Below are 19,363 nucleotides of genomic sequence, written 5' to 3'. Positions count from 1 at the left end.
GCTGCAAACTCCGGGCTCGCGTCGTCTGAGGCCTCGACGAGTGAAATGGGTTTCTTTTCGACGAGCCTGCCAGCGGCCGCGTCGATGATCAGATCTGCGCCGTTGACATCGCCATCCGAAATGCTCGCTTTCAAGGTCGTCGCATCTTTCCAGGAAAACCCGGCCACGTAACTCCGGTACATGGCGAATTCGCGCGAGGCCTTGGCGTCGAGCAGTGTTTTGACTTTCAGGGTATTAAGATCGAGCGCCAGGATTTCCGTGAGCTCTGTGGAGCCCTCCAGCACTTCACGCGCAAACGCAAGATAACGCGAATCAGGCGAAAAATGCGGCTGAACGTAATCGCCGTTTTCCAGGGTAAAAAGAGTTTTTCCGGTCGCCGTGGTTTCACTCGATGGCAGCATCGGGAGCGAGGTAAACGGGTTGGCCCACACCGACACCGGCAGCAGGCTAGCCGCCACAACTACTGACTGTATCCAGCGCCACATGTTCGGTGCTTGTCCGGCAGGTTGACCAGAGTCCAGAGTATACCGTCCTTACGGCAAGCAGCTAGAGTGCAGTGCATTCTATTGGGCCCCTTTCCGGCGCCCCAGGCTCTCCAGCCACATATCCACCCGGCCCCAGAGATGTTCGCGCAAACGGGCGTGCCAGGGGCGGCGACGCCACGTTTCGTAAAGGCATTCGATGCTGTTTAGGAAATCCTCATCAAACATAATCTTTACAGACTCTCCGAAGGCGGCATGCTCTACTTCCTGATTGGCTTCAAGGTTCCAGCGCAGATTCCAGCGGTCGAGGTTGCTTGAGCCGATCGAAACCCAGTCGTCGCAGAGAATCGTTTTGGCGTGCAAAAAACGCGGCTGGTATTCGAAAATGCGCACGCCGGCGCGCAGCAAGCCGGTATAGAAGCGCCGTCCGGCGTGGCGAATCGCCGGGTGATCGGTGTACGGGCCGGGCAACAGCAGCCACACGTCCACGCCACGCCGGGCAGCCTGCTTGAGCGCGCGCCGTACCTTGCGTGACGGCACGAAATACGCGGTCGCGAGCCATACGCGGCGTTTCGCGTGACGCACGCGGTTGTACAGCGAGCGCTTGATGTCCTGTCGCGCCAAAGCCGTGGTAACCGTGACACGCCCGCGCATGTCGTCCGCCTCGGCGAGTGGCGCGGGAACCGGAAGCTCCAGCGGATTCGGCGCATGCCGGTTCCAGAGGCGCACAAACATTTCCTGCCAGTCCACGAGCACCGAGCCGCGGATGCGCGTAGCGGTTTCGCGCCAACTCTGCTCCGGATCTTCCGGTAAATCGAACTCGTCGGTAATACCCGCCCCGCTAACAAACGCCACCTCGCCGTCCACGATCAGCAGTTTGCGGTGATCGCGGAGCATGTTGCGCAGATGCTTGCTGAAGTGAATCGGGTTGTATAACAACAGCTCCACGCCTCCCTGCACGAGCCTTTCCCGATCCCGCGGGGCAAGTCCCAGTGCGCCGAAATCATCGAGCAGCAACTTCACCTTTACGCCGTGGCTCGCGGCGCACACGAAGGCATCGATGAAGCGTGTCGCGACCGCGCCTGATTCGAATAGATAAATTTCCAGCAACACATAGCGCTGCGCCTTTTCGATGGCCTCGAGCATGCGCGGGAAGAATTGTCGACCGTCCACCAGCAACTCAAAACGGTTGCCGTCGCGCCAAGGGAACAGATATTTACCGCGCTCGCGGGCTGGCATGTGGTTCAGCCGGTGGCGCCTTCCGGCCTCACGGCCTGGCGCGCAGGTACTGCTTCGGCCACGCCACGTCCGCGTTCAACCGCCGGGCGGCGTGCACCGGCCAGTAGGGATCTCGCAGGAATTCGCGCGCCAGCAGGATCACGTCCGCCTGCCCGGTGGCGACGATCTGCTCCGCCTGATGCGCCTCGGTGATGAGGCCCACCGCGCCGGTGGCGATGCCCGTCTGCGCGCGGATCGCGGCGGCGAACGGCACCTGGAAACCGGGAGCGGCGGGAATGCGCGCATCGGCGACCAGCCCGCCGCTCGAGCAGTCGATCAGGTCGATGCCGATCGGCTTGAGCCAGCGCGCGAACTGGATCGACTGCTCCAGGTCCCAGCCGCCGTCCACCCAGTCGCTGGCGGAAATGCGCACGAACACCGGCAGGTGCGCCGGCCAGACCTCACGCACCGCGCGTGCCACCGCGAGCGGCAGGCGTACGCGATTTTCGAGACTGCCGCCGTATTCGTCGGTCCGCACGTTGGCGAGAGGCGAGAGAAACCCGTGCAGCAGATAGCCGTGCGCCATGTGGATCTCGACCACGTCGAAATCCGCGGCCCGAGCGCGCTGCGTCGATTCGGCGAACTGCCGGACCACGATGTCCATCTCCGCCTTGGTCAGCTCACGTGGCATGGCGTGCGCTGGCGTGAACGAAATCGCGCTCGGCGCCAAAGGCTGCCAACCGCCCCGGTCCGGCGGCAGCGGGCCACCGCCCTGCCACGGCGTGCAGGTCGAAGCCTTGCGCCCGGCGTGCGCCAGCTGAATTCCCGGCACCGCCCCCTGCTCCCTGATGAACTGCGCGATCGGCCGGAACGCGTCGCGCTGCGCTTCCGACCAGATGCCCATATCGTCAGGGGAGATGCGGCCTTCGGGGGAAACGCTGGAGGCCTCGACCATAACCAGTGCCGCACCGCCCACCGCGCGGCTGCCAAGATGCACCAGATGCCAGCTGTTGGGCATGCCGTCGACGGACGAATACTGGCACATGGGCGAAACAAAAATGCGGTTGCGGAAGGATAGCTCCCGCAACTTGAAGTCCGAGAAAAGTTTCGCCATGCGCGGTTCCTGTGTGGACGATGGGGGAAACCCGTTGTGGATGGTGGCGCGACTAGCCGACTTTCGGCAGGCGCTTCATTGCGTCCGCGACCGCGGCCTCTGGATAGTGGTAGTCCTCGAGCTGGCCGCTGAAATATTTGTCGTAAGAGGCCATGTCGAAGTGGCCGTGGCCGGAGAGATTGAAGAGTATGGTCTTGCCTTCGCCGGTCTTCTTGCAGACGAGTGCCTCGTCGATCGCGGCGCGCACCGGATGGCAGGATTCAGGCGCCGGGATGATGCCCTCGGCACGCGCGAACGCGACGCCCGCTTCGAAAGTCGAAAGCTGCGGCACCGCGACGGCCTCGATCAGCCCTTCGTGGCAGAGCTGCGATACCAGCGGCGAGTCACCGTGATAGCGCAGCCCGCCCGCGTGTATGCCCGGCGGCATGAAGTCGTGGCCGAGCGTGTACATTTTCATCAATGGCGTCAGGCCGACCGCGTCTCCGAAATCATACGCATATTGACCTTTCGTCAGGGTCGGGCAGGACGTCGGCTCGACCGCGACGAGGCGCACCTTCTTGCCGGCGGCCTTGTCGGCGAAAAACGGGAACGCGATGCCGCCGAAGTTGGAGCCGCCGCCGCAGGCGGCGAGCACCACGTCCGGGTATTCACCGATTTTCTCGAATTGCTTTTTCGCCTCCAGGCCGATCACGGTCTGGTGCAGCAGCACGTGATTGAGCACCGAACCCAGGCTGTAATTCGTGTCCTTGCGCGAGGCCGCCTCCTCGACCGCTTCGGAGATGGCGATGCCAAGCGAACCCTGGCTGTTCGGATCGGCGGCGAGGATCTTGCGGCCCGATTCGGTCATGTCGGTGGGGCTGGCGAAAACCTCCGCGCCCCAGGTTTGCATCATCGAACGGCGGAACGGTTTCTGCTCGTAGCTCACTTTCACCATGAACACCCGTACTTTGATGCCGAACATCTGCCCGGCGAGCGCCAGCGCTGAACCCCACTGCCCGGCGCCGGTTTCGGTGGCGAGGCGCTTGATGCCAGCCTGCTGGTTGTACCACGCCTGCGGGACGGCGGTGTTGGGCTTGTGCGAGCCGGCAGGGCTCACGCCTTCGTACTTGTAATAAATTTTCGCGGGCGTCCCCAGCGCCTGTTCCAAGCGATAGGCGCGGAAAAGCGGACTCGGTCGCCACAAGCGGTAGATCTCGCGCACCGGTTCGGGTATCGGGATCCAGCGCTGGCTGCTCATCTCCTGCTCGATCAGGGCCTCGGGAAAAATTGCGCCGAGCGCCTGCGGCGGTACCGGCTTGCCATCGGGACCTAGCGGCGGTGGCGGCGGGTTCGGCATGTCGGCAATAACGTTATACCAGTGGGTGGGTATTTCGGGTTCGTCGAGCAGAATTTTTGTTTGAGGCATGTTAGTTCTCCGGATTAAACCGCTATTGGCAATACGCCGACCCACCCTGGTCGAAACCGCTGAAGAGACGAGTACTTAATACCAGAACCACGGTACGGTCAATGCAACAGTTATGGTAGTCTCACGGTACAGGGTGCACGGTCAGCTTGATATCACTGCGCGCACCGGGAAAGCGGGCCATTCGATGGTGCCGACGGACTTTCCGTAATAGACACCTTCTAAACGCAAACCCGCTCTGATATCCCGCCGGCACCGACTGCCAATAAATGAAAGTAGACACGCCGTGAGCACAAAAAATAATCAGCCTGACTGGGACAAGATCGCCGAGAAATTCGACGTGTGGCTGCCGCACATCGCCCCCGTCGGCGAAGTGCTGCTGGCCACCTTGGGCGCCCAGCCCGGGGATCGCATTCTTGATCTCGCCTCCGGAACCGGAGAACCGGCGCTGACCCTGGCACGGCGCCTGAAAGGTCATGCCAGCATCACCGGCATCGACTCCGCGGACGGCATGGTGCAGGTAGCACAGGCCAAAGCGGTCAAGGAACGGCTGTCGGGAATTTCCTTTCGATGCATGCCGGCGGAACAGCTGACCTTTAACGACAACTCTTTCGATCGTATTTTATGCCGCTTCGGTGTGATGCTGTTCACCGACCCGCTGCAAGGCCTAAAGGAGATGCAGCGTGTGTTGAAACCCGGCGGCCGCTTCGCGCTGGCGGTGTGGAGCACCCCAGAAACGATTCCGACCCTGCGGTGGTCCTACGATGTTTTCTCGAAGCGGCTGCCGGAAGAACTGCACCCGCCACTGGCCAAGGCGACGTCGCTGGGCGCGCCGGGAATGCTGGAAGACCTGCTAAGCGAGGCGGGATTCTCCGGCTTTTCGGTGGAATCCAAAACCTTCGATTACCAATTCAGATCCTTCGAGGAACTGTGGGACACGGTGGAGGCATCGGATGTGCTCAAGCAGCAATACGATGCGCTACCGCAAAATGAACGCGGCAAGATTCGAGATGAGGTCGGGCGTTTTGCCAGGGATTTCATCCACGATGGACAACTGAGGATTCCGCACGAATATCTCGTGGCAGCGGGCGGGAAATAACACCACTTCCATTTCCTTGTCGAACTCCATCGCCGCCGAATGCGAGACACAACGATACCTACATGCCGCTCATATAAGTCTTGGCCTCTTCACCGGGATAGGGCAGGCCGGCGACACGCCACGCACCAAGACAGGTGTGAAACAGTTTGTGAATCCAGTACTTGTCTTTGCCATGGTTATGGCAGATGTGGCTCATGGCGGGAACAGCGCCAAACTTCGCGTAATGCTTCCGCAGAGTACGAATAACCTGCCAGTGCTCCTCGGTGAGCTCGCCGATGCCGTCGATCCGAGCGATTTCTGCCGCGACCGCTTCGGTCCATAACGCGGGATACTTAAGCAGGCCGTCCTCGTCGAACTCGACTTCCAGTTCCTGAATTTCTTGCATATGACACCTCCTTTCCGATTCTCTGGATGAAGTGACGCTCAAATACATTATGCGCCCAATTCAGGAAAGGCGCCCGGATAGTGACACGATAGGTGTGGGAATAAATGACCGGTGACCGCTTTCTGCGCCGGTCTCAATGACTGGTGCCTTCGGAGCGCGTGATCTTGTTGTAGACGTTGTACTTGCCGGATGGTTTTTTCATCGGCAGGCGCTTGATCTCCTTGAAGGTCGCCGCATCGTACACGACGAGCGCCCCGTCCATTTCCCAGATGCTGACCAGCGCATATTTGCCGTCGCGCGTGAATTCGGTGTGCGCCGCAGTCTTGCCCGGCGCGGGCCGTAGCGTTCTGACGATTTCGAGTTTGTTCTTGTCGATGATCTGGATCGCGTCCTTGTCGGTCGGACTCATCATGGCGTCGACCCAGGCGTACGGTGTGTCCTCGTGCGAGCGCATGAAGAACCCGGGGCCGAGGGTTTTGATGTGCTTGATCGTTTTCCAGGTTTTCATGTCGATGACGGTCACCACGCCCTCCTTGAGGTTGGGCGTCGCGAGCACCGTGGTTCCCTTGTAATCCCAGGTGATGCCCGAGCCCAGGTGCGGCAGGCCGGGGAGATCGACGTCGGCGATCTTGCGTCCGACGATCAGGCTCACCACCTGTCCGTTTTTGCCGTTGCGCGCGGCGCCAATCAGGTGCTCATAAGACTGATCGAAGAAAAAGTCGTCGAGAATATCGTCGAGACGGATGCGCCGCACCGGGAACGGCCCCTTGAGCGCCAGCGCTTCGCCCATGCGGTAGTCGTGCACCAGTCCCGGATAGATCGGCTCGGCCTTGTCGTCGTAGGGAATCTCCCAGACTTCGGGAATGTCCTTGAGTGCGGCGATGAAACTCTTGCGCGGCGCGGCATCATAGACGGCGCTCACCCGCGAGCTTTTGCCGGCATCGTCCTGCACCGCGATGATCTTGAGCGGCGACAGGTCCGTGGCGTCCAGCACCACCAGCGTGTGCGGGAGATAATTGCCCGCCAGTACGTAACGCCCGTCGCTCGATACCGCGATATTGCGCATGTTGATGCCGGCGCGAATTTCGGCGACGTATTTCAGATTATAAATATCGAACTTGCTCACCCAGCCGTCACGCGAGCCGAAATAAACATAGCGGCCGTCGGGAGAGAATTTCGGCCCGCCGTGCAGTGCAAAACGCGTGGGGAAACGCAGGATCGGCTCGAATCGGTCTCCGTCCAGGAGCGTGGCATGATGGTCGCCGACCTCGACGACCACGAAAAGATTCAGTGGATCGGCCTTGAAGACCGGCTTGTCCGAAAGTTTTTCCCCGGGTTTGAGGTGGAGCACGTGGGAGCCACGGATATCGGCCAAGTCCCAACGCGGCACTTGCGGCAACGGCTCGTAGATCAGTCCGGCGAGCTGGGTAATCTGCTCCAATGACAACTTGTCCCGGAACCCCAACATCTGGGTCGCGACGCGCCCGTCACGGATGGTGGCAATCGCCTCGTCGCGCTTGAGCCTTCCCAGGTTTTCCGGCAGCAGTGCCGGGCCGATGCCGCCCAGGCGACCTGCGCCGTGGCAGGAGGCGCAATGCTCGGTGAACAGCTTTGGCACATCGGTGCCGGCGGCGCGCGCGGTGGACGCGGCGAGCACAAGCAATGCGACGAACGCGGTCGCCACCAGGCGGGGTAAATTCATGACGATTCTCCTTCGAAAATCGCAGCCGCCGAGTGCAACTCGGCCGGACCCAAACGGTGGACGCGCCCGAATCCGGAGACGTAACGCGCGGTCACGGTCACGAAACGCACGAGCGCGAAATCGGTGAGCTCGAACATTTGGGCGGCTGCGGGAAAACGCACGAGGTAGCGTTCGCGCGCCGCGGCATAGCCGGCAGCATCGCGCCTGATGGTCTCGACGTAGCCCTGCAGGCTCACACGCGCCAGTTCCCGCGGATCGTTCGTGTCGCGATCGGACTCGGTGAACGATAACGATGCGCGCGGGTTGGTTTCGAGATAGCTTGTATGCAACGCCAGACGGCTGAGGTGCAGCAGGAAACCGCCCAGGTCGTCTTCGGGGACCACCGCCACCCAGGTGGCAAGCGGCTCGTTGTCGCGCGCGGTGGCGAGCGCCGCCCAGCGCTGGCCGTGCAGCAGCGCTGCCAGCCGTCGTTTCTCTTCGGGATTCACGCCTGCTTTCATGCGAGGATTATACGCCGTTGCGCGCCGCCTATCTTACGGCGAGGCGCAAAAGAGCGGCTACTTCGCCGCCACAACAAGGATACGCGTGTACGGTCGATTTTGCAGACGCTCTCCGAGGCCCTCGACGCCGATCTCGTCGTCGGTGAGATAGCACGCCGGGTCTTCCGCCCAAGGGTCGTTCGTGAGTTGGTGCGCGCGCACGCGGGTATTGCCGCCGCAAACGTCGAAGTATTGGCAAGCACCGCAGCGGCCCTTGATCGTACGCGGGCTAGCCTTGAGCCCGGCCATGAGCGGGTCGGAAACATCCTGCCATATCTGCGAGAACGGCCGTTGTTTCACGTTGCCGAGCGTGTAATGCCACCAGAAGGTGTCGGGGTGAACCTGGCCCAGGTTGTCGATATTCGCGATATTCACACCCGAGGAATTTCCGCCCCACTGTGCGAGTTTGGCGCGCATATGCTCTTCCAGGTGCGGGAAGTGCTTACGCACCCAAAATAATAAATAGACCCCATCGGCGTCGTTGTTGCCGGTGACGAATTCCTTATGCAGGCCGCGCTGGGTGTATTCCCAGCATTTGTCGAACAGCAGGTCCATGGCCCAGCGTGTCGTTTTCAGGATCACGTCGTCTTTGCGGTTGATATTGCCGCGTCCGGCATAGTTGAGATGCGAGAGATAGAACTTGTCGATGCCCTCGGCTTCCATGAGATTGAGCAATTCGGGTAGCTCCGCGGCATTGTCCTGGGTCATCGTGAAGCGCATGCCAACCTTGATGCCGCGCGCGTGGCACAGGCGGATCGCGTGCATCGAGGCGTCGTAGGCGCCTTCGAGACGACGGAAACGGTCATGGGTGGCACGCAGGCCGTCTATGCTGATGCCGACATAGTCGTATCCGACCCCGGCGATCTGTTCGATATTGGATTCGTTAATCAGCGTGCCGTTGGTGGACAGGCCGACATAAAAACCCATCTGCTTGGCGCGGTGCGAGATGTCGAAGATGTCATGGCGCATGAGCGGTTCGCCGCCTGAGAGAATCAACACCGGCACGTCGAAACCCTTGAGATCGTCCATGACTTTGTACACTTCTTCCGTCGACAGCTCGCCGGGGAAGTCCGTGTCCGCGGAAATCGAGTAGCAGTGCTTACAGGTCAGGTTGCAGCGCCGGATCAGGTTCCAGATCACCACCGGCCCGGGCGGATTCCGCTTCGGCCCCAGCGGCGTGGGATTCTTGATCTCCTGCATGTACTGGGAAATGCGGAACATGCCTAGCTCCCGAGACGCAATCCAGTTTTCTTCAGGATGCGCGTACTGTACAGCACCGCGTGGCCCCGATCGGCATCGCCGAGCAGCGCGGCGATCTGCGTCACCTTGGCCTCGACCTCGGCGCGGTCACTCCCATGCACCATCGCGAACAGGTTGTACGGCCATTCCGGCAGGTACCGTGGGCGGTGATAGCTGTGGCTGACGAAATCCAGCGCGCCGATTTTACGGCCCAGTTCGCGGATTCGCTCTTCCGGCACATCCCACACCGACATGCCGTTGGCCCGATAGCCAAGGGCGTAATGGTTCGGCACCGCGCCGATGCGACGGATGACACCGGTTTCGAGCATGCGCCGCAGACGCGCCATGACTTCGTCGGCGCTGACACCCAGTTGCTCGGCGATTGCATGATACGGACGGCTCACGCGCGGCAGTCCCTCCTGGGTCGCCAACACAATGCGGCGGTCCACGGCATCCAACACCGCGGCGGCCTCGAATCCAGCGTGGGCAAGGATTTCAGCGGCGTGCGCGTTCATACCGTAAATCTCAGGCCCACGTAGAACTCCTCGAGCTTGGGCATGTTGTATACCCGGTAGCCGGCGGCCTTCTCGATCTCGCCGATCACTTGTTCAATCCGCGATGGCGTTTCGGTCGCGAGTACGAACCACATGTTGAACGCGTGCTCACGCGCGTAATTGTGCGCGACCTCGGGGAAACCGTTGACGATACCGCTCACGCGCTCGAAATCGGCGGCGGGAATTTTCATGGCCGCGAGCGTGAGCGCGCCGCCGAGACGCTCGGCGTGGTACATCGGCCCGAAACGGGTGAGCGTGCCGTTCTCTAGCAGCGTGTCGAGGCGCTGCATCAGCTCATCCTCGGACAAGCCTAGTGTCGTGGCGACTTCGGCATAAGGCCGCTCGCAGACGGGAAAGCCGCCCTGCAGCTGATTGACGATGGCGCGATCCACGGCATCCATCAAGATTCCCTCTTTCCGGACGTATAAATGGCGCCGCGCTGCTTGAAGCGGCGGCGGCTGAAGAGGACTTCGTGCGCCAGACTCTGAAGTCCGCAATGGTTCACCATCCACTCGAGATGTGCCAGTACCTCTTCACGGTTCTTGCCGTGAATCATGCAGTAGAGATTGTAGCGCCATTGTGGCAGGCGCCGCGGACGGCGGTAACAAAGCGTGATGAAATCGAATCCTGCGAGGCAGCGCCCGAGCTCGGACACCTGACCGTCCGGCACGTCCCACACCACCATGGCATTGGCCGAATAGCCCAGCTCATGGTGCCGCACCACCACACCGAAGCGGCGAATCACGCCAGCCGCCTTGAGCCATGCCAGTCGAGCTACAACCTGCATTTCAGAGATGCCCAGTCCTGCCGCGATCTCGGCATAGGGACGCGGAATCAGCGGCAGCCCCTGCTGGATCGCCGCTAACAGCCGTCGGTCGGCTTCGTCTACCTGGGGCCGTTGCCGTGTCGCTGCGGAATGTTTAATGACGTTCAGTTCCATCGCATTTCAAATCCCAAATCGATGTGGTAATCCTCGACAAGCGGGAATGACAATACTTCGTAACCGGTGCGCGTGGCGATTTCATCCAGCGTCGATTGCAATCTTGCCGCATCGGGCGCCGTAGCCACGAACCACAGGTTCAGCCGGTGTTCGCGCTCGTAGTTGTGATTCACTTCGGTATAACCGTTGACCAGCGCGGCCACTGATTCAAGCTGTTCCGGCGGCACCGCCATCGCCGCGAGCGTGCTCACGCCTACCGTGTTCGGCCGCACCACGGCACCGACGCGGCTGACGGCCCCGGCGCTTTTAAGCGCCTCCAGCCGCGCGAGCACCTCCGCTTCCGTCACGCCCAGATCGCGCGCAATGTCGGCATATGGCGTCGGCGACAGCGGAAAATCCTGCTGAAAATCATTCAGCAGGCGCCGGTCGAGTTCGGTCAGTTTTGGCCTCATTGCCCGATCCTGTGCGCGCGCGAAGTAAAGAAAATCCCGCTCGGCTTGTCCGCGGGCAGCGATGTAACGCGCGCGAAGCTGTCGGTGTCGTACACGTCCACCCGGTCCTCATCGCGCACGGACAACCACACCTGTTCGCCGCGCGGCGTGAATTCCATGTGCAATACCGCCTTGCCGGGCTTGAGCGTGCGGATGATCTTGAGTGACAACGTGTCGATGACCTGCACCTTGTCGTTGTCCGGGGGCGCGAAGTTCACCCACAGCTGGCGTCCGTCCGGGCGCGCGATCACGAACACCGGCTGGCCGGCGACGGCGACGCGGCCGGCTTCCGTCCAGTTCTTCTGATCGATCACCAGCACCTCGTGCCGTCCGACCGCCGGCACGTAGGCGATGTCGTTCGCCTGCGCCCAGTAGTCCATGTGCGGCATCTTGAATACCGGCAGCGGTTCCTGCCCGCGCCCGTAACCTTCCAGCACGCGGCGCACGCCTTTTTCCGGTTGCCACAGGTCGAGCAACGCCAGTCCATCCTCGCCGAAAAGTCCGGCGATGTAATAACGCCCGTCAGGTGTCACCGTACCGTCGTACGGCTGTTTGCCGACATGGGGAAATTTCTGCACCTGCGGTTGACGCGGATTACGCATATCCGCCACCCAGATCTCGCCGGCGTCCCACAGGGAAAACACGAAGCGGTTGCCCGGCGCATCCACCAGCCCCACCACCTTGGAACGGCGCTGGCTGTCGCCCGAGCCCGCGGGGATGTCGGCGAGCAGATCGAGCGTGTCGGCGGCGAACACCTTCACGCCGCCCGGCTCGTAATTGGAAACCGCGATCAGGCGGCCATCCTGCGAGATCGCGCCGCCGATGGCGTTGCCCGCCTGCACGACGCGCTTGTCGATGCGCCCGCGCAGCAGATCGACCTTGGTCAGCCCGCCGTCACGCCCGAAGACGTAGGCATAACGCGCATCGCGCGAGTACACGACCGAGGCATGCGACAGGTCGCCCAGGCCCGGAACCTGAGCCAGACGCGTGTGGTGGGTGGTTTCAACCACCTGCACGCTACCGCTGGCACGCTCAATAATGATACCCAGATCGCCAGTGCCACGCGGCGAGGCGCACGCCGAAACCAGCACGACGCCGATGAGACTCAGGAAAATCTTGACGGAGGAATGGAAAAGTTCAGTGCGCATCGGTTTTGCCCTCGAGCAGCACCTGCACCAGCCAGTCTGCTTCTTGCTCGTTCAGGAAACTCTTCCACGGCGGCATCGGCGTGCCCGGCCGGCCGTGAAGAATCACTTCGCGCAACATGATGGTGGGCTTGCCGGCCAGCGCCTCCTGTGTCAGCGCGGGGCCGAGACCGCCTTTGCGCGTCAGCCCGTGGCACGAACCGCAGTCCTGGTTAAGAAGATGCATCAGCTCGGTTTGCCGCGCGGCGGGGATATCGGCGCAAACCGCAGACGTCCACAACGCACTAAGCGCTGCGAGAGTGATGCCGGTCTTATGCCTGGGCCTGCGCATGCGAACCTGCCATCCCGTAAAAAACGGGGCGGGATGGCTCCCGCCCCTTGCTGCCTTTGAAACTAGTAGACGTCGTGCTGCGTGTTATAGACGTTGAACTTGCCCGTCGGCGTGACCAGGCGCTTGTCCTTGATCACAGCCTTGAGCTTGCGCGTCTTGTCGTCGAGCACCACGATGGCGGATTCCTGGGTCTTGCCGTTCCACACCGAGAACCAGACTTCGTCGCCCTTGTTGTTGTACTCGGGCTGCACCACGCGCTTCGGACCTTCGCCCAGGCCAGCCATTTCGGCGATGTTCACCACGTCGAATCCCTTGTCGAGATTCTTGATGTTGTATACCGCGACCGATTGGCTGACAGCGGCATTCGGGTTGAGCGCGGTATCCACCCACAGGTTCGTGGACTTCGGATGGGTCTTGATGAACAGCGACCCGCCGCCCTGGCCCTTGAGCGAGCGCACCATCTTCCAGGCGTTCTCCTTGTGGTTCACCGGATCGGTGCCGATCAGGGCGATGGTCTCGTCGCCCAGATGGCCCGTGGCCCATACCGGACCGAACTTCGGATCGACGAAGTTCGCGCCGCGACCCGGGTGCGGAATCTTGCCGACTTCGACCAGCTTCACGAGCTTGTCGTTCTTGGAATCGACGACGGCGATTTTATTACGCTGGTTAGCCGCCACCATGAAGTAACGTTTGGTGGAATCGAAGCCGCCGTCATGCAGGAAGCGCTCGGTGCCGATATCGGTCACCTTGAGATTGTTGATGTCCGAGTAATCCACCATCAGCGTATGGCCGGTCTCCTTCACGTTCACCACGAATTCGGGGTGAAAGTGCGAGGCGACGATCGAGGCCACGCGCGGTTCGGGGTGATATTCCTGGGTATCCACCGTAAAGCCGCGGGTGGCGACGATCTTGAGCGGCTCGAGCGTGTCACCTTTCATGATTGTGTACTGCGGCGGCCAGTAGGAACCGGCGATCGCGTAGGTATCCTCGTAACCCTTGTACTTGGAGGTTTCAACCGAACGCGCCTCGAGACCGACCTTGATCACGGCGACGTTGGCGGGTTGCGCCATCCACATATCGATCAGGTTGATCTGTGCATCGCGTCCAATCACGTAGAGATACCGGCCCGAATTCGACACTCGCGAGATATGCACTGCGTAACCGGTGTCGATCACGCTGACAATTTTCTTGGTGTCGCCATCGATCAGCGCCACCTGGCCAGCATCGCGCAACGTCACCGAGAAGACGTTGGCCAAGTTGATGTTGTTCAGCTTCTTTTTCGGACGCTCTGCCGGCGGTACCAGCACTTTCCATGACGCCTTCATTTCCTTCATGCCGAACTCGGGCGGTGTCGGCGGTTCGTGCTGCAGGAATTTCGCCATCAAGTCCACGTCCTGATCGCTCAGCACGCCGGAGGTGCCCCAGTTGGGCATGCCCGCGGGTGAACCATAGTTGATGAACACCTTGAGATAATCGGTGCCCTTATTGAGAGTAATGTCCGGCGTCAGCGGTTTGCCAGTGGCACCCTTGCGCAGCACGCCGTGGCAACCGGCGCAGCGCTCGAAGTAAATCTGCTTGGCGCGGGTGAATTCAGCCTCCGTCAACGGCGGCGCTTTCGGCGACACCACGGTTTCGGCCTGCTCCGGCTTGATCGGCACCGGCGCGCCCTTGTAGCGCATTTCCGTCTCGGGCGTTCCCGGATGGCCGGAAGGTTTTTCCTCCGCCCCTACTACACCGGTAAAAGATAGCGCGGTCGCTACAAACAGACCGGCGGCAAGTGCTGCGTAATTGAATTTCATGTCGGGCTCCTCCCGCGTCAGATTGAAAAACCGTCGAATTAAAACCACGTGTGGCAACACTGTAAAAGTGGGGCGAGGCTTGCTCCTTGACTTGAGTCAAGAAAAACCATGATTAGTGTATGCCTGAAATATTGCAACATCACGAAGAAATTCGACCGGCATGGATGCTGGTGAAACACCGCTCGAAGCGATTCATTTCGGCTCCCGGCCCGAACAAGCATCGCAGCCCGCTTGACCCTGGTCGAACAGCCCGGAGGGCCCGACGACCTGCTCCATGCCACGCACCATTTCACGGGCACGGCCGCTTCGCTCGCGGCGTTTGCGCCGCTCGACCTCCGGCGGGCATTTCTGGTCGTTCCAGTAGGTCACCTGGCAGTCGAGACAATAGTGGCATTCGTTGGCGTTGATCTCGCCATTCTTGCGAATCGCCTGCACCTCGCACTCGACGGCGCAAACCTGGCACGGACGGCCGCATTCGCGATGCCGCCGCAACCAGTCGAAGATGCGGAACTTGCCCGGGATGGTGAGCGCCGCGCCCAGCGGGCAGAGATACTTGCAGTAGAACTTGCGATTGATGGCGGACACTAGAATCAGTCCGGCGGCAAACACAACATAACCCCACTCGCGCTGAAAGCGCAGGGTGATGGCGGTCTTGAACGGTTCGATCTCGGCCAGGCGCTCGGCCTGCGCCAGCGATTGCAGCGAAACGCCGAACAGCCCCAGCAGAATAATATACTTCAGCGCCCATAGCCTTTCGTGCACCATCTCGGAGAACTCGAATTGCTTCACGCCGAGGCGGCGCGCCAGTTGCTGCGTCAGTTCCTGCAAGGCACCGAACGGACACAACCAGCCGCAATAGATCCCGCGCCCCCACAGCAGCAGCGTCACCGCCACGAAAGACCACAGAATGAACATCATGGGATCGATGAGAAAACCTTCCCACTGGAAATTGTGCATCGCCGCCTGCGCGAAGGTAAGCACGTTGATGACGGAAAGCTGCGCGAGCGAATACCAGCCGATAAAAATAACGGTGAATATCAAATATCCATCGCGCACATACACCAGCAAACGCGGGCGCTTCGCCAGCCAGTCCTGAAACACCAGTACCAGCGTCAGAAATACCAGGCCGGTCACCAGCACGGCAATCTGGAAAGTGCTTTTGCGCCAGACTCCTTTCCAGATAGGTTCGTCCTGAACGGAAGCGGTTATATTTTTTTTCGCTGCCGCCGGGGAGACCGATGATAATGCCTTGGCATGGGTTACCGTGGCAGGTGGCGCGGATTTGCCGGGGGTGAACGCCGGCGCATTCACATTGTCAGCCGCCGGTTTCTCTTTCCCGGAGACGGTCGTCGCCTCGACGGCGGGTGGTGGCGGAGGCGAGAGACCGCGGGATTCGGCCACGCGGCGCACGGAACGCATCAGGGTCGCGTTCTCGACCATGACGGTGATGGTGGCGCCGGAGATGGTGTCGATGGCGACATCGCCCTCGGCGCCGGCCCCGATGACGACGCGGTCGAACACGGATTTATCCTTGTATTGCGACACGAAGCGCTGCAAGCGCTCTTCGGATATGCCCACCACCAGGATCGGTTCCTGGTGTTCGACGACGCGCAGGCCCGCGATGCGTCCCTGGAGATCGAAGCCCACCAGCGTGTTGATCGGATGCCCGGAATACGCCGGAATGCGGAGAACGTCGCTCGTCAGATACGCATAGCCGAGCAGGCGCTGGCCCTGATAAACGGCGGCGGCCAGTGGCTTGCCTTCGAGCTCGCCGAAGCGGTCGGCCTGCGGGAAAAAATCCCGCACCGTGGGATAAAGCTCGTCGATCGTCTCCGCGTGCGCCGTGGTGGTCATCCCCAGAAACAGGATTAACGCAAGCAGGCGAATCACGGGCGCCATGGTGGTCACGAAGGGTTCACAAGGTGGGAACGAAGCATAGCCCTGAAAGTACCTTATCAATCCTGACGCAGGGAGATTACAGAGACCTTGACTTCAGTCAAGCCCGGGGCGGCGCGAAACGCTAGAATGGCGCCGTACGACAGATCAACAAAGGACACAAACGTCGTGGAAATCGTTTATTTCACACTCGTGGGGATTGGACTTTATTTCGCCTCCGACTGGACTCTGGATCGCCTCGAGACCAAGCGCGGCAGCCGTTTTGAAAACCGCTCCATCATCTTTTTTGTCATCATTCTGGTATTGGCGTTTGTCTCTTTCCAGTTGATCAGCCACTTCATGCACCCCTGAACCGGTGACCCAATGCAAAAGGGTGAGGACCTCCCTCACCCTTTTGCGCACTTCACATGAAAACAGCGACTAGAGCCGCACGTGCGTCGATGTGTTGAGGCTCGCACGCGAGCCGCGCCAGTTGTCGATGTGATACTTGGTGAACGGCAAGCCGGTCAGCTCAAAGAAACGCGGCCAGCCGATACGCTCGACCCACTCACCCATGCGTTCCCAGGCGTGCGCGTCTTTCTTGTACACGCGCAGGATGTTCGTCACGATCGCGGCAGCCTCGGGCCAGCGCGGCGGATTGTTGGGAATGCCCGCGGCCACGAGCTTGTGGAGCGTGGGTTTGGAACGCGCGTTGGAGTTCTTGCCGCCGACCCAGATAGCGATCTTGGAATTTTCCGGATCGTTGATCTGCATCGGCGGGCACGGCGGATAACAAGCGCCGCAACACATGCACTTCCTCTCGTCTACTTCTAGCGTCGGCTTGCCGTTGACCATGGCCGGACGGATCGCCGCCACCGGGCAGCGCGCCACGACGGTGGGACGTTCGCAAAGGTTGGCGACGATGTCGTGATTGATCCTGGGTGGCTTGGTGTGCTGCACGTTGATGGCGATGTCGCCCTGGCCGCCGCAGTTGATCTGGCAGCAGGACGTGGTAATCCGCACGCGGTTCGGCATTTCCTCGGTGATGAACTCCTTGTGCAATACATCCATCATCGACTTCACGACACCGGATGCGTCGGTGCCCGGGATATCGCAGTGCAGCCAGCCCTGGGTATGCGAGATCATGGACACGGAATTGCCCGTGCCGCCGACGGGGAAGCCGCCCTTCAAAAGCTCATCGATCAGCGGCTTCACCTTCTTTTCATCCGCCACCATGAACTCGATGTTGGAGCGGATGGTGAAACGCACGAAGCCGTCGGCATATTTGTCCGCGATGTCGCACAGCTTGCGGATCGTATACACATCCATCTGCCGCTGGGTGCCGGCACGAACGGTCCAGATCTGGTCACCGGTGTGCGACACATGATGCAGCACGCCGGGACGTGGGCGATCGTGCCACGCCCATTGGCCGTAGTTGCGCTTCATGACAGGGTGCAGGTACTGGAAATGATCCGGCGTGCCGGATTCGATGGGCATACGTGGTTGTGCAGACATTGAATAACCTCCGTTCAATTCAGAATTTCGTTAGTTCTCAGCCAGCCTTGGCCTGCTTCAGGCGCGCCACTTCATCGTCCCAGCCGTCCATGCGGATATACGGGTTGGTGCGCGGATGATTGACCATGTTCGGATCCACTTCCATGCCAAGACCTTCCAGCAGGTTATTGAGGCCGATGCGTTCGATCATTTCGCCGCAACGCTCGTGTTCCAGGCCGTTTTCGGCCCAGAACTCCATGAGGTTCTTGCTCAATTGAACCAGCTTCTCGAAATCCTCGTCGGTTTGGAGTTTCATGAACGGCACAATCATCGTTCCCAGGAGATCGCCGATCTTGAGCGTGCGCTTGCCGCCCGCGAGAATGGTGACGCCGCGATCCTTGCCCGGTGACAGCGCCTTGGTCATGACGTTGATGCAGTGCATGCATTTGACGCAGTTGCGGTTGTCGATTTCGAGGCTGTTGTCGGCCTTCAGCTTCAGGCACTTGGTCGGGCAGCGCGTAATCACGTTGTCGACCACGTACTCACGGCCCTTCTGCTTGACGAAGTTCTTGACCTCCGCCTGGTTGACCTGGATGTCGTCGCGCCAGGTGCCGAGCACGGCCATGTCGGAACGCTGGACGGAGTTCATGCAGTCGTTGGCGCAGCCCGAGAACTTGAACTTGAACTTGTAAGGCAGCGCGGGCCGGTGGATATCGTCGATAAAACTGTTCAGCACGTCGCGGTGGGCGCGGCCCTCGTCGTAACAGGAGTGTTCGCAGCGCGCATGTCCCACGCAGGACATTCCCGTGCGCACCGACGGTCCGGCACCACCCATGTCGAAGCCCAGATCGTTGAACTCATCGAACGCGGGCTGGATTTTTTCCGTGGTGCAGCCCTGGAGCATGATGTCGCCCGTCTGGCCGTGCAGCGCAATCAGACCGGAACCGTGCTTCTCCCAGATGTCGCAGAACTTGCGCAAGATATCGCTGGTGTAATGCATGCCGGGCGCCGGCATGATGCGGATCGTGTGGAACTCCTTCGACTCGGGAAATTTTTCGGCGACCTCGGAGAATCGCGGAATCACGCCGCCGCCGTAACCGATGACGCTGGCAGTGCCACCTTTCCAGTAGCCCTTGCGGGTTTTATAGGAGTGCTCCAGCTGACCGAGCAGGTCGACCGCCATGTCATTGGTCTTGGCCAGGCGTTTGATGCCGGTAATGAAGCTGGGCCAGGGGCCACTTTCGAGCTGATCCAGCATGGGGGTTGCGTGCATTTTTTTGCTCATGTGCTTTCTCCACGAATCAGGAAGGATTTCGACTTGAATCCGGGCCGGCGTGCGGGCGAGCCTGCGGTTCGATCGTCCGCGAATGGCCTCGACCCGGAATGCCGTTTCCGAGGCGGTATATTAGGAAACGTGGCGGGCATTAGTATGATCTACGTCAACCTAATGCCATGGCGGCAGCCCCATTGGGGATATCCCCCTATCCCTTTGCGGGGGTCAACGGATTGTGCGGGGTAATCGTAATACGTAAACGCAGGTTAACTCTTGAAAAA

At 60.7% G+C, this 19,363-nt stretch carries 20 protein-coding genes; 2 read left to right on the top strand and 18 right to left on the bottom strand.

The genetic code is table 11. The annotated features are described in order from the left end of the window. From WB402_RS03815 to WB402_RS03800, 4 genes are all read right to left on the bottom strand, one after another. Positions 1-485 (bottom strand): hypothetical protein (locus tag WB402_RS03815; protein WP_424205586.1); only part of this gene is annotated, 485 nt, incomplete at its 3' end. A 78-nt stretch (positions 486-563) separates the two neighbouring features. Beyond that, positions 564-1,721 carry a phospholipase D-like domain-containing protein gene (locus WB402_RS03810; protein WP_424205585.1) on the bottom strand — a complete coding sequence of 386 codons (1,158 nt, stop codon included), beginning with the start codon at positions 1,719-1,721 and terminating at the stop codon, positions 564-566. Positions 1,722-1,749: 28 nt separating this feature from the next. Further along, positions 1,750-2,814, bottom strand: coding sequence for an NADH:flavin oxidoreductase/NADH oxidase (locus tag WB402_RS03805; RefSeq protein WP_424205584.1), 1,065 nt, complete (start codon positions 2,812-2,814; stop codon positions 1,750-1,752). A 52-nt stretch (positions 2,815-2,866) separates the two neighbouring features. Then, on the bottom strand, positions 2,867-4,219 hold the full coding sequence (locus tag WB402_RS03800; protein WP_424205583.1) for a TrpB-like pyridoxal phosphate-dependent enzyme: 1,353 nt from the start codon (positions 4,217-4,219) through the stop codon (positions 2,867-2,869). A 283-nt stretch (positions 4,220-4,502) separates the two neighbouring features. Here WB402_RS03800 and WB402_RS03795 point away from each other — a divergent pair, with 283 nt between their 5' ends. Beyond that, positions 4,503-5,315 carry a class I SAM-dependent methyltransferase gene (locus tag WB402_RS03795; protein ID WP_424205582.1) on the top strand — a complete coding sequence of 271 codons (813 nt, stop codon included), beginning with the start codon at positions 4,503-4,505 and terminating at the stop codon, positions 5,313-5,315. A gap of 58 nt (positions 5,316-5,373) precedes the next feature. On the opposite strand, the gene WB402_RS03790 is transcribed toward WB402_RS03795, so the two are convergent. The 12 genes from WB402_RS03790 to WB402_RS03735 form a co-directional block, all read right to left on the bottom strand. Further along, positions 5,374-5,700, bottom strand: a complete 327-nt coding sequence (locus WB402_RS03790) for a TusE/DsrC/DsvC family sulfur relay protein (protein WP_424205580.1) — start codon at positions 5,698-5,700, stop codon at positions 5,374-5,376. 133 nt (positions 5,701-5,833) lie between these two features. Further along, positions 5,834-7,402, bottom strand: a complete 1,569-nt coding sequence (locus tag WB402_RS03785; protein ID WP_424205579.1) for a cytochrome D1 domain-containing protein — start codon at positions 7,400-7,402, stop codon at positions 5,834-5,836. Further along, on the bottom strand, positions 7,399-7,902 hold the full coding sequence (locus WB402_RS03780) for a pyridoxamine 5'-phosphate oxidase family protein (RefSeq protein WP_424205578.1): 504 nt from the start codon (positions 7,900-7,902) through the stop codon (positions 7,399-7,401). Before WB402_RS03780 ends, WB402_RS03785 begins: the two co-directional genes overlap by 4 nt. A gap of 57 nt (positions 7,903-7,959) precedes the next feature. Continuing rightward, a complete protein-coding gene (gene nirJ, locus WB402_RS03775; protein ID WP_424205577.1) occupies positions 7,960-9,162 on the bottom strand; it encodes a heme d1 biosynthesis radical SAM protein NirJ in 1,203 nt (400 codons plus the stop codon). A 2-nt stretch (positions 9,163-9,164) separates the two neighbouring features. Continuing rightward, positions 9,165-9,695: an Lrp/AsnC family transcriptional regulator gene (locus tag WB402_RS03770; protein ID WP_424205576.1), complete on the bottom strand. Its 531-nt coding sequence runs from the start codon at positions 9,693-9,695 to the stop codon at positions 9,165-9,167. After that, the gene (locus WB402_RS03765) at positions 9,692-10,135 is read right to left on the bottom strand and encodes an Lrp/AsnC family transcriptional regulator (RefSeq protein ID WP_424205587.1); all 444 of its coding nucleotides are present in this window, start codon (positions 10,133-10,135) and stop codon (positions 9,692-9,694) included. Before WB402_RS03765 ends, WB402_RS03770 begins: the two co-directional genes overlap by 4 nt. Continuing rightward, positions 10,135-10,674, bottom strand: a complete 540-nt coding sequence (locus tag WB402_RS03760) for an AsnC family protein (RefSeq protein ID WP_424205575.1) — start codon at positions 10,672-10,674, stop codon at positions 10,135-10,137. Before WB402_RS03760 ends, WB402_RS03765 begins: the two co-directional genes overlap by 1 nt. Next, entirely contained in the window at positions 10,665-11,126 is a 462-nt protein-coding gene (locus WB402_RS03755; protein ID WP_424205574.1) for an AsnC family transcriptional regulator, read from the bottom strand. Before WB402_RS03755 ends, WB402_RS03760 begins: the two co-directional genes overlap by 10 nt. Further along, entirely contained in the window at positions 11,123-12,313 is a 1,191-nt protein-coding gene (locus tag WB402_RS03750) for a cytochrome D1 domain-containing protein (protein WP_424205573.1), read from the bottom strand. Before WB402_RS03750 ends, WB402_RS03755 begins: the two co-directional genes overlap by 4 nt. Next, positions 12,303-12,641, bottom strand: a complete 339-nt coding sequence (locus WB402_RS03745; protein WP_424205572.1) for a c-type cytochrome — start codon at positions 12,639-12,641, stop codon at positions 12,303-12,305. Before WB402_RS03745 ends, WB402_RS03750 begins: the two co-directional genes overlap by 11 nt. A gap of 62 nt (positions 12,642-12,703) precedes the next feature. Continuing rightward, positions 12,704-14,440 (bottom strand): cytochrome D1 domain-containing protein, encoded by a 1,737-nt coding sequence (locus WB402_RS03740; protein ID WP_424205571.1) that lies wholly within the window; start codon positions 14,438-14,440, stop codon positions 12,704-12,706. A 192-nt stretch (positions 14,441-14,632) separates the two neighbouring features. Continuing rightward, a complete protein-coding gene (locus WB402_RS03735) occupies positions 14,633-16,339 on the bottom strand; it encodes a 4Fe-4S binding protein (protein WP_424205570.1) in 1,707 nt (568 codons plus the stop codon). Between the two features lie 165 nt (positions 16,340-16,504). Here WB402_RS03735 and WB402_RS03730 point away from each other — a divergent pair, with 165 nt between their 5' ends. Then, positions 16,505-16,687, top strand: a complete 183-nt coding sequence (locus tag WB402_RS03730; protein WP_424205569.1) for a hypothetical protein — start codon at positions 16,505-16,507, stop codon at positions 16,685-16,687. Positions 16,688-16,756: 69 nt separating this feature from the next. Here WB402_RS03730 and dsrB read toward each other — a convergent pair whose 3' ends face one another. Together dsrB and dsrA are read right to left on the bottom strand one after the other, a co-directional pair. Next, positions 16,757-17,830, bottom strand: coding sequence for a dissimilatory-type sulfite reductase subunit beta (gene dsrB / locus WB402_RS03725; RefSeq protein WP_424205568.1), 1,074 nt, complete (start codon positions 17,828-17,830; stop codon positions 16,757-16,759). A 37-nt stretch (positions 17,831-17,867) separates the two neighbouring features. Continuing rightward, positions 17,868-19,094 (bottom strand): dissimilatory-type sulfite reductase subunit alpha, encoded by a 1,227-nt coding sequence (gene dsrA / locus WB402_RS03720; RefSeq protein ID WP_424205567.1) that lies wholly within the window; start codon positions 19,092-19,094, stop codon positions 17,868-17,870. Positions 19,095-19,363 lie beyond the last annotated feature (269 nt).

Source organism: Sulfuricaulis sp., from assembly GCF_049587675.1.
Classification (GTDB): domain Bacteria; phylum Pseudomonadota; class Gammaproteobacteria; order Acidiferrobacterales; family Sulfurifustaceae; genus Sulfuricaulis.
This window is presented reverse-complemented; position numbering and strand designations above follow the sequence as displayed.

Excerpts from the sequence above, each read along its gene's own strand:
- WB402_RS03810 (WP_424205585.1), bottom strand. The coding sequence starts at position 1,721 with ATGCCAGCCCGCGAGCGCGGTAAATATCTGTTCCCTTGGCGCGACGGC.
- WB402_RS03805 (WP_424205584.1), bottom strand. The coding sequence starts at position 2,814 with ATGGCGAAACTTTTCTCGGACTTCAAGTTGCGGGAGCTATCCTTCCGC.
- WB402_RS03760 (WP_424205575.1), bottom strand. The coding sequence starts at position 10,674 with ATGGAACTGAACGTCATTAAACATTCCGCAGCGACACGGCAACGGCCC.
- WB402_RS03745 (WP_424205572.1), bottom strand. The coding sequence starts at position 12,641 with ATGCGCAGGCCCAGGCATAAGACCGGCATCACTCTCGCAGCGCTTAGT.
- WB402_RS03735 (WP_424205570.1), bottom strand. The coding sequence starts at position 16,339 with ATGGCGCCCGTGATTCGCCTGCTTGCGTTAATCCTGTTTCTGGGGATG.
- WB402_RS03800 (WP_424205583.1), bottom strand. The coding sequence starts at position 4,219 with ATGCCTCAAACAAAAATTCTGCTCGACGAACCCGAAATACCCACCCAC.
- nirJ (WP_424205577.1), bottom strand. The coding sequence starts at position 9,162 with ATGTTCCGCATTTCCCAGTACATGCAGGAGATCAAGAATCCCACGCCG.
- dsrA (WP_424205567.1), bottom strand. The coding sequence starts at position 19,094 with ATGAGCAAAAAAATGCACGCAACCCCCATGCTGGATCAGCTCGAAAGT.
- WB402_RS03750 (WP_424205573.1), bottom strand. The coding sequence starts at position 12,313 with ATGCGCACTGAACTTTTCCATTCCTCCGTCAAGATTTTCCTGAGTCTC.
- WB402_RS03740 (WP_424205571.1), bottom strand. The coding sequence starts at position 14,440 with ATGAAATTCAATTACGCAGCACTTGCCGCCGGTCTGTTTGTAGCGACC.
- WB402_RS03785 (WP_424205579.1), bottom strand. The coding sequence starts at position 7,402 with ATGAATTTACCCCGCCTGGTGGCGACCGCGTTCGTCGCATTGCTTGTG.
- WB402_RS03790 (WP_424205580.1), bottom strand. The coding sequence starts at position 5,700 with ATGCAAGAAATTCAGGAACTGGAAGTCGAGTTCGACGAGGACGGCCTG.
- WB402_RS03770 (WP_424205576.1), bottom strand. The coding sequence starts at position 9,695 with ATGAACGCGCACGCCGCTGAAATCCTTGCCCACGCTGGATTCGAGGCC.
- WB402_RS03765 (WP_424205587.1), bottom strand. The coding sequence starts at position 10,135 with ATGGATGCCGTGGATCGCGCCATCGTCAATCAGCTGCAGGGCGGCTTT.
- WB402_RS03780 (WP_424205578.1), bottom strand. The coding sequence starts at position 7,902 with ATGAAAGCAGGCGTGAATCCCGAAGAGAAACGACGGCTGGCAGCGCTG.
- WB402_RS03755 (WP_424205574.1), bottom strand. The coding sequence starts at position 11,126 with ATGAGGCCAAAACTGACCGAACTCGACCGGCGCCTGCTGAATGATTTT.
- dsrB (WP_424205568.1), bottom strand. The coding sequence starts at position 17,830 with ATGTCTGCACAACCACGTATGCCCATCGAATCCGGCACGCCGGATCAT.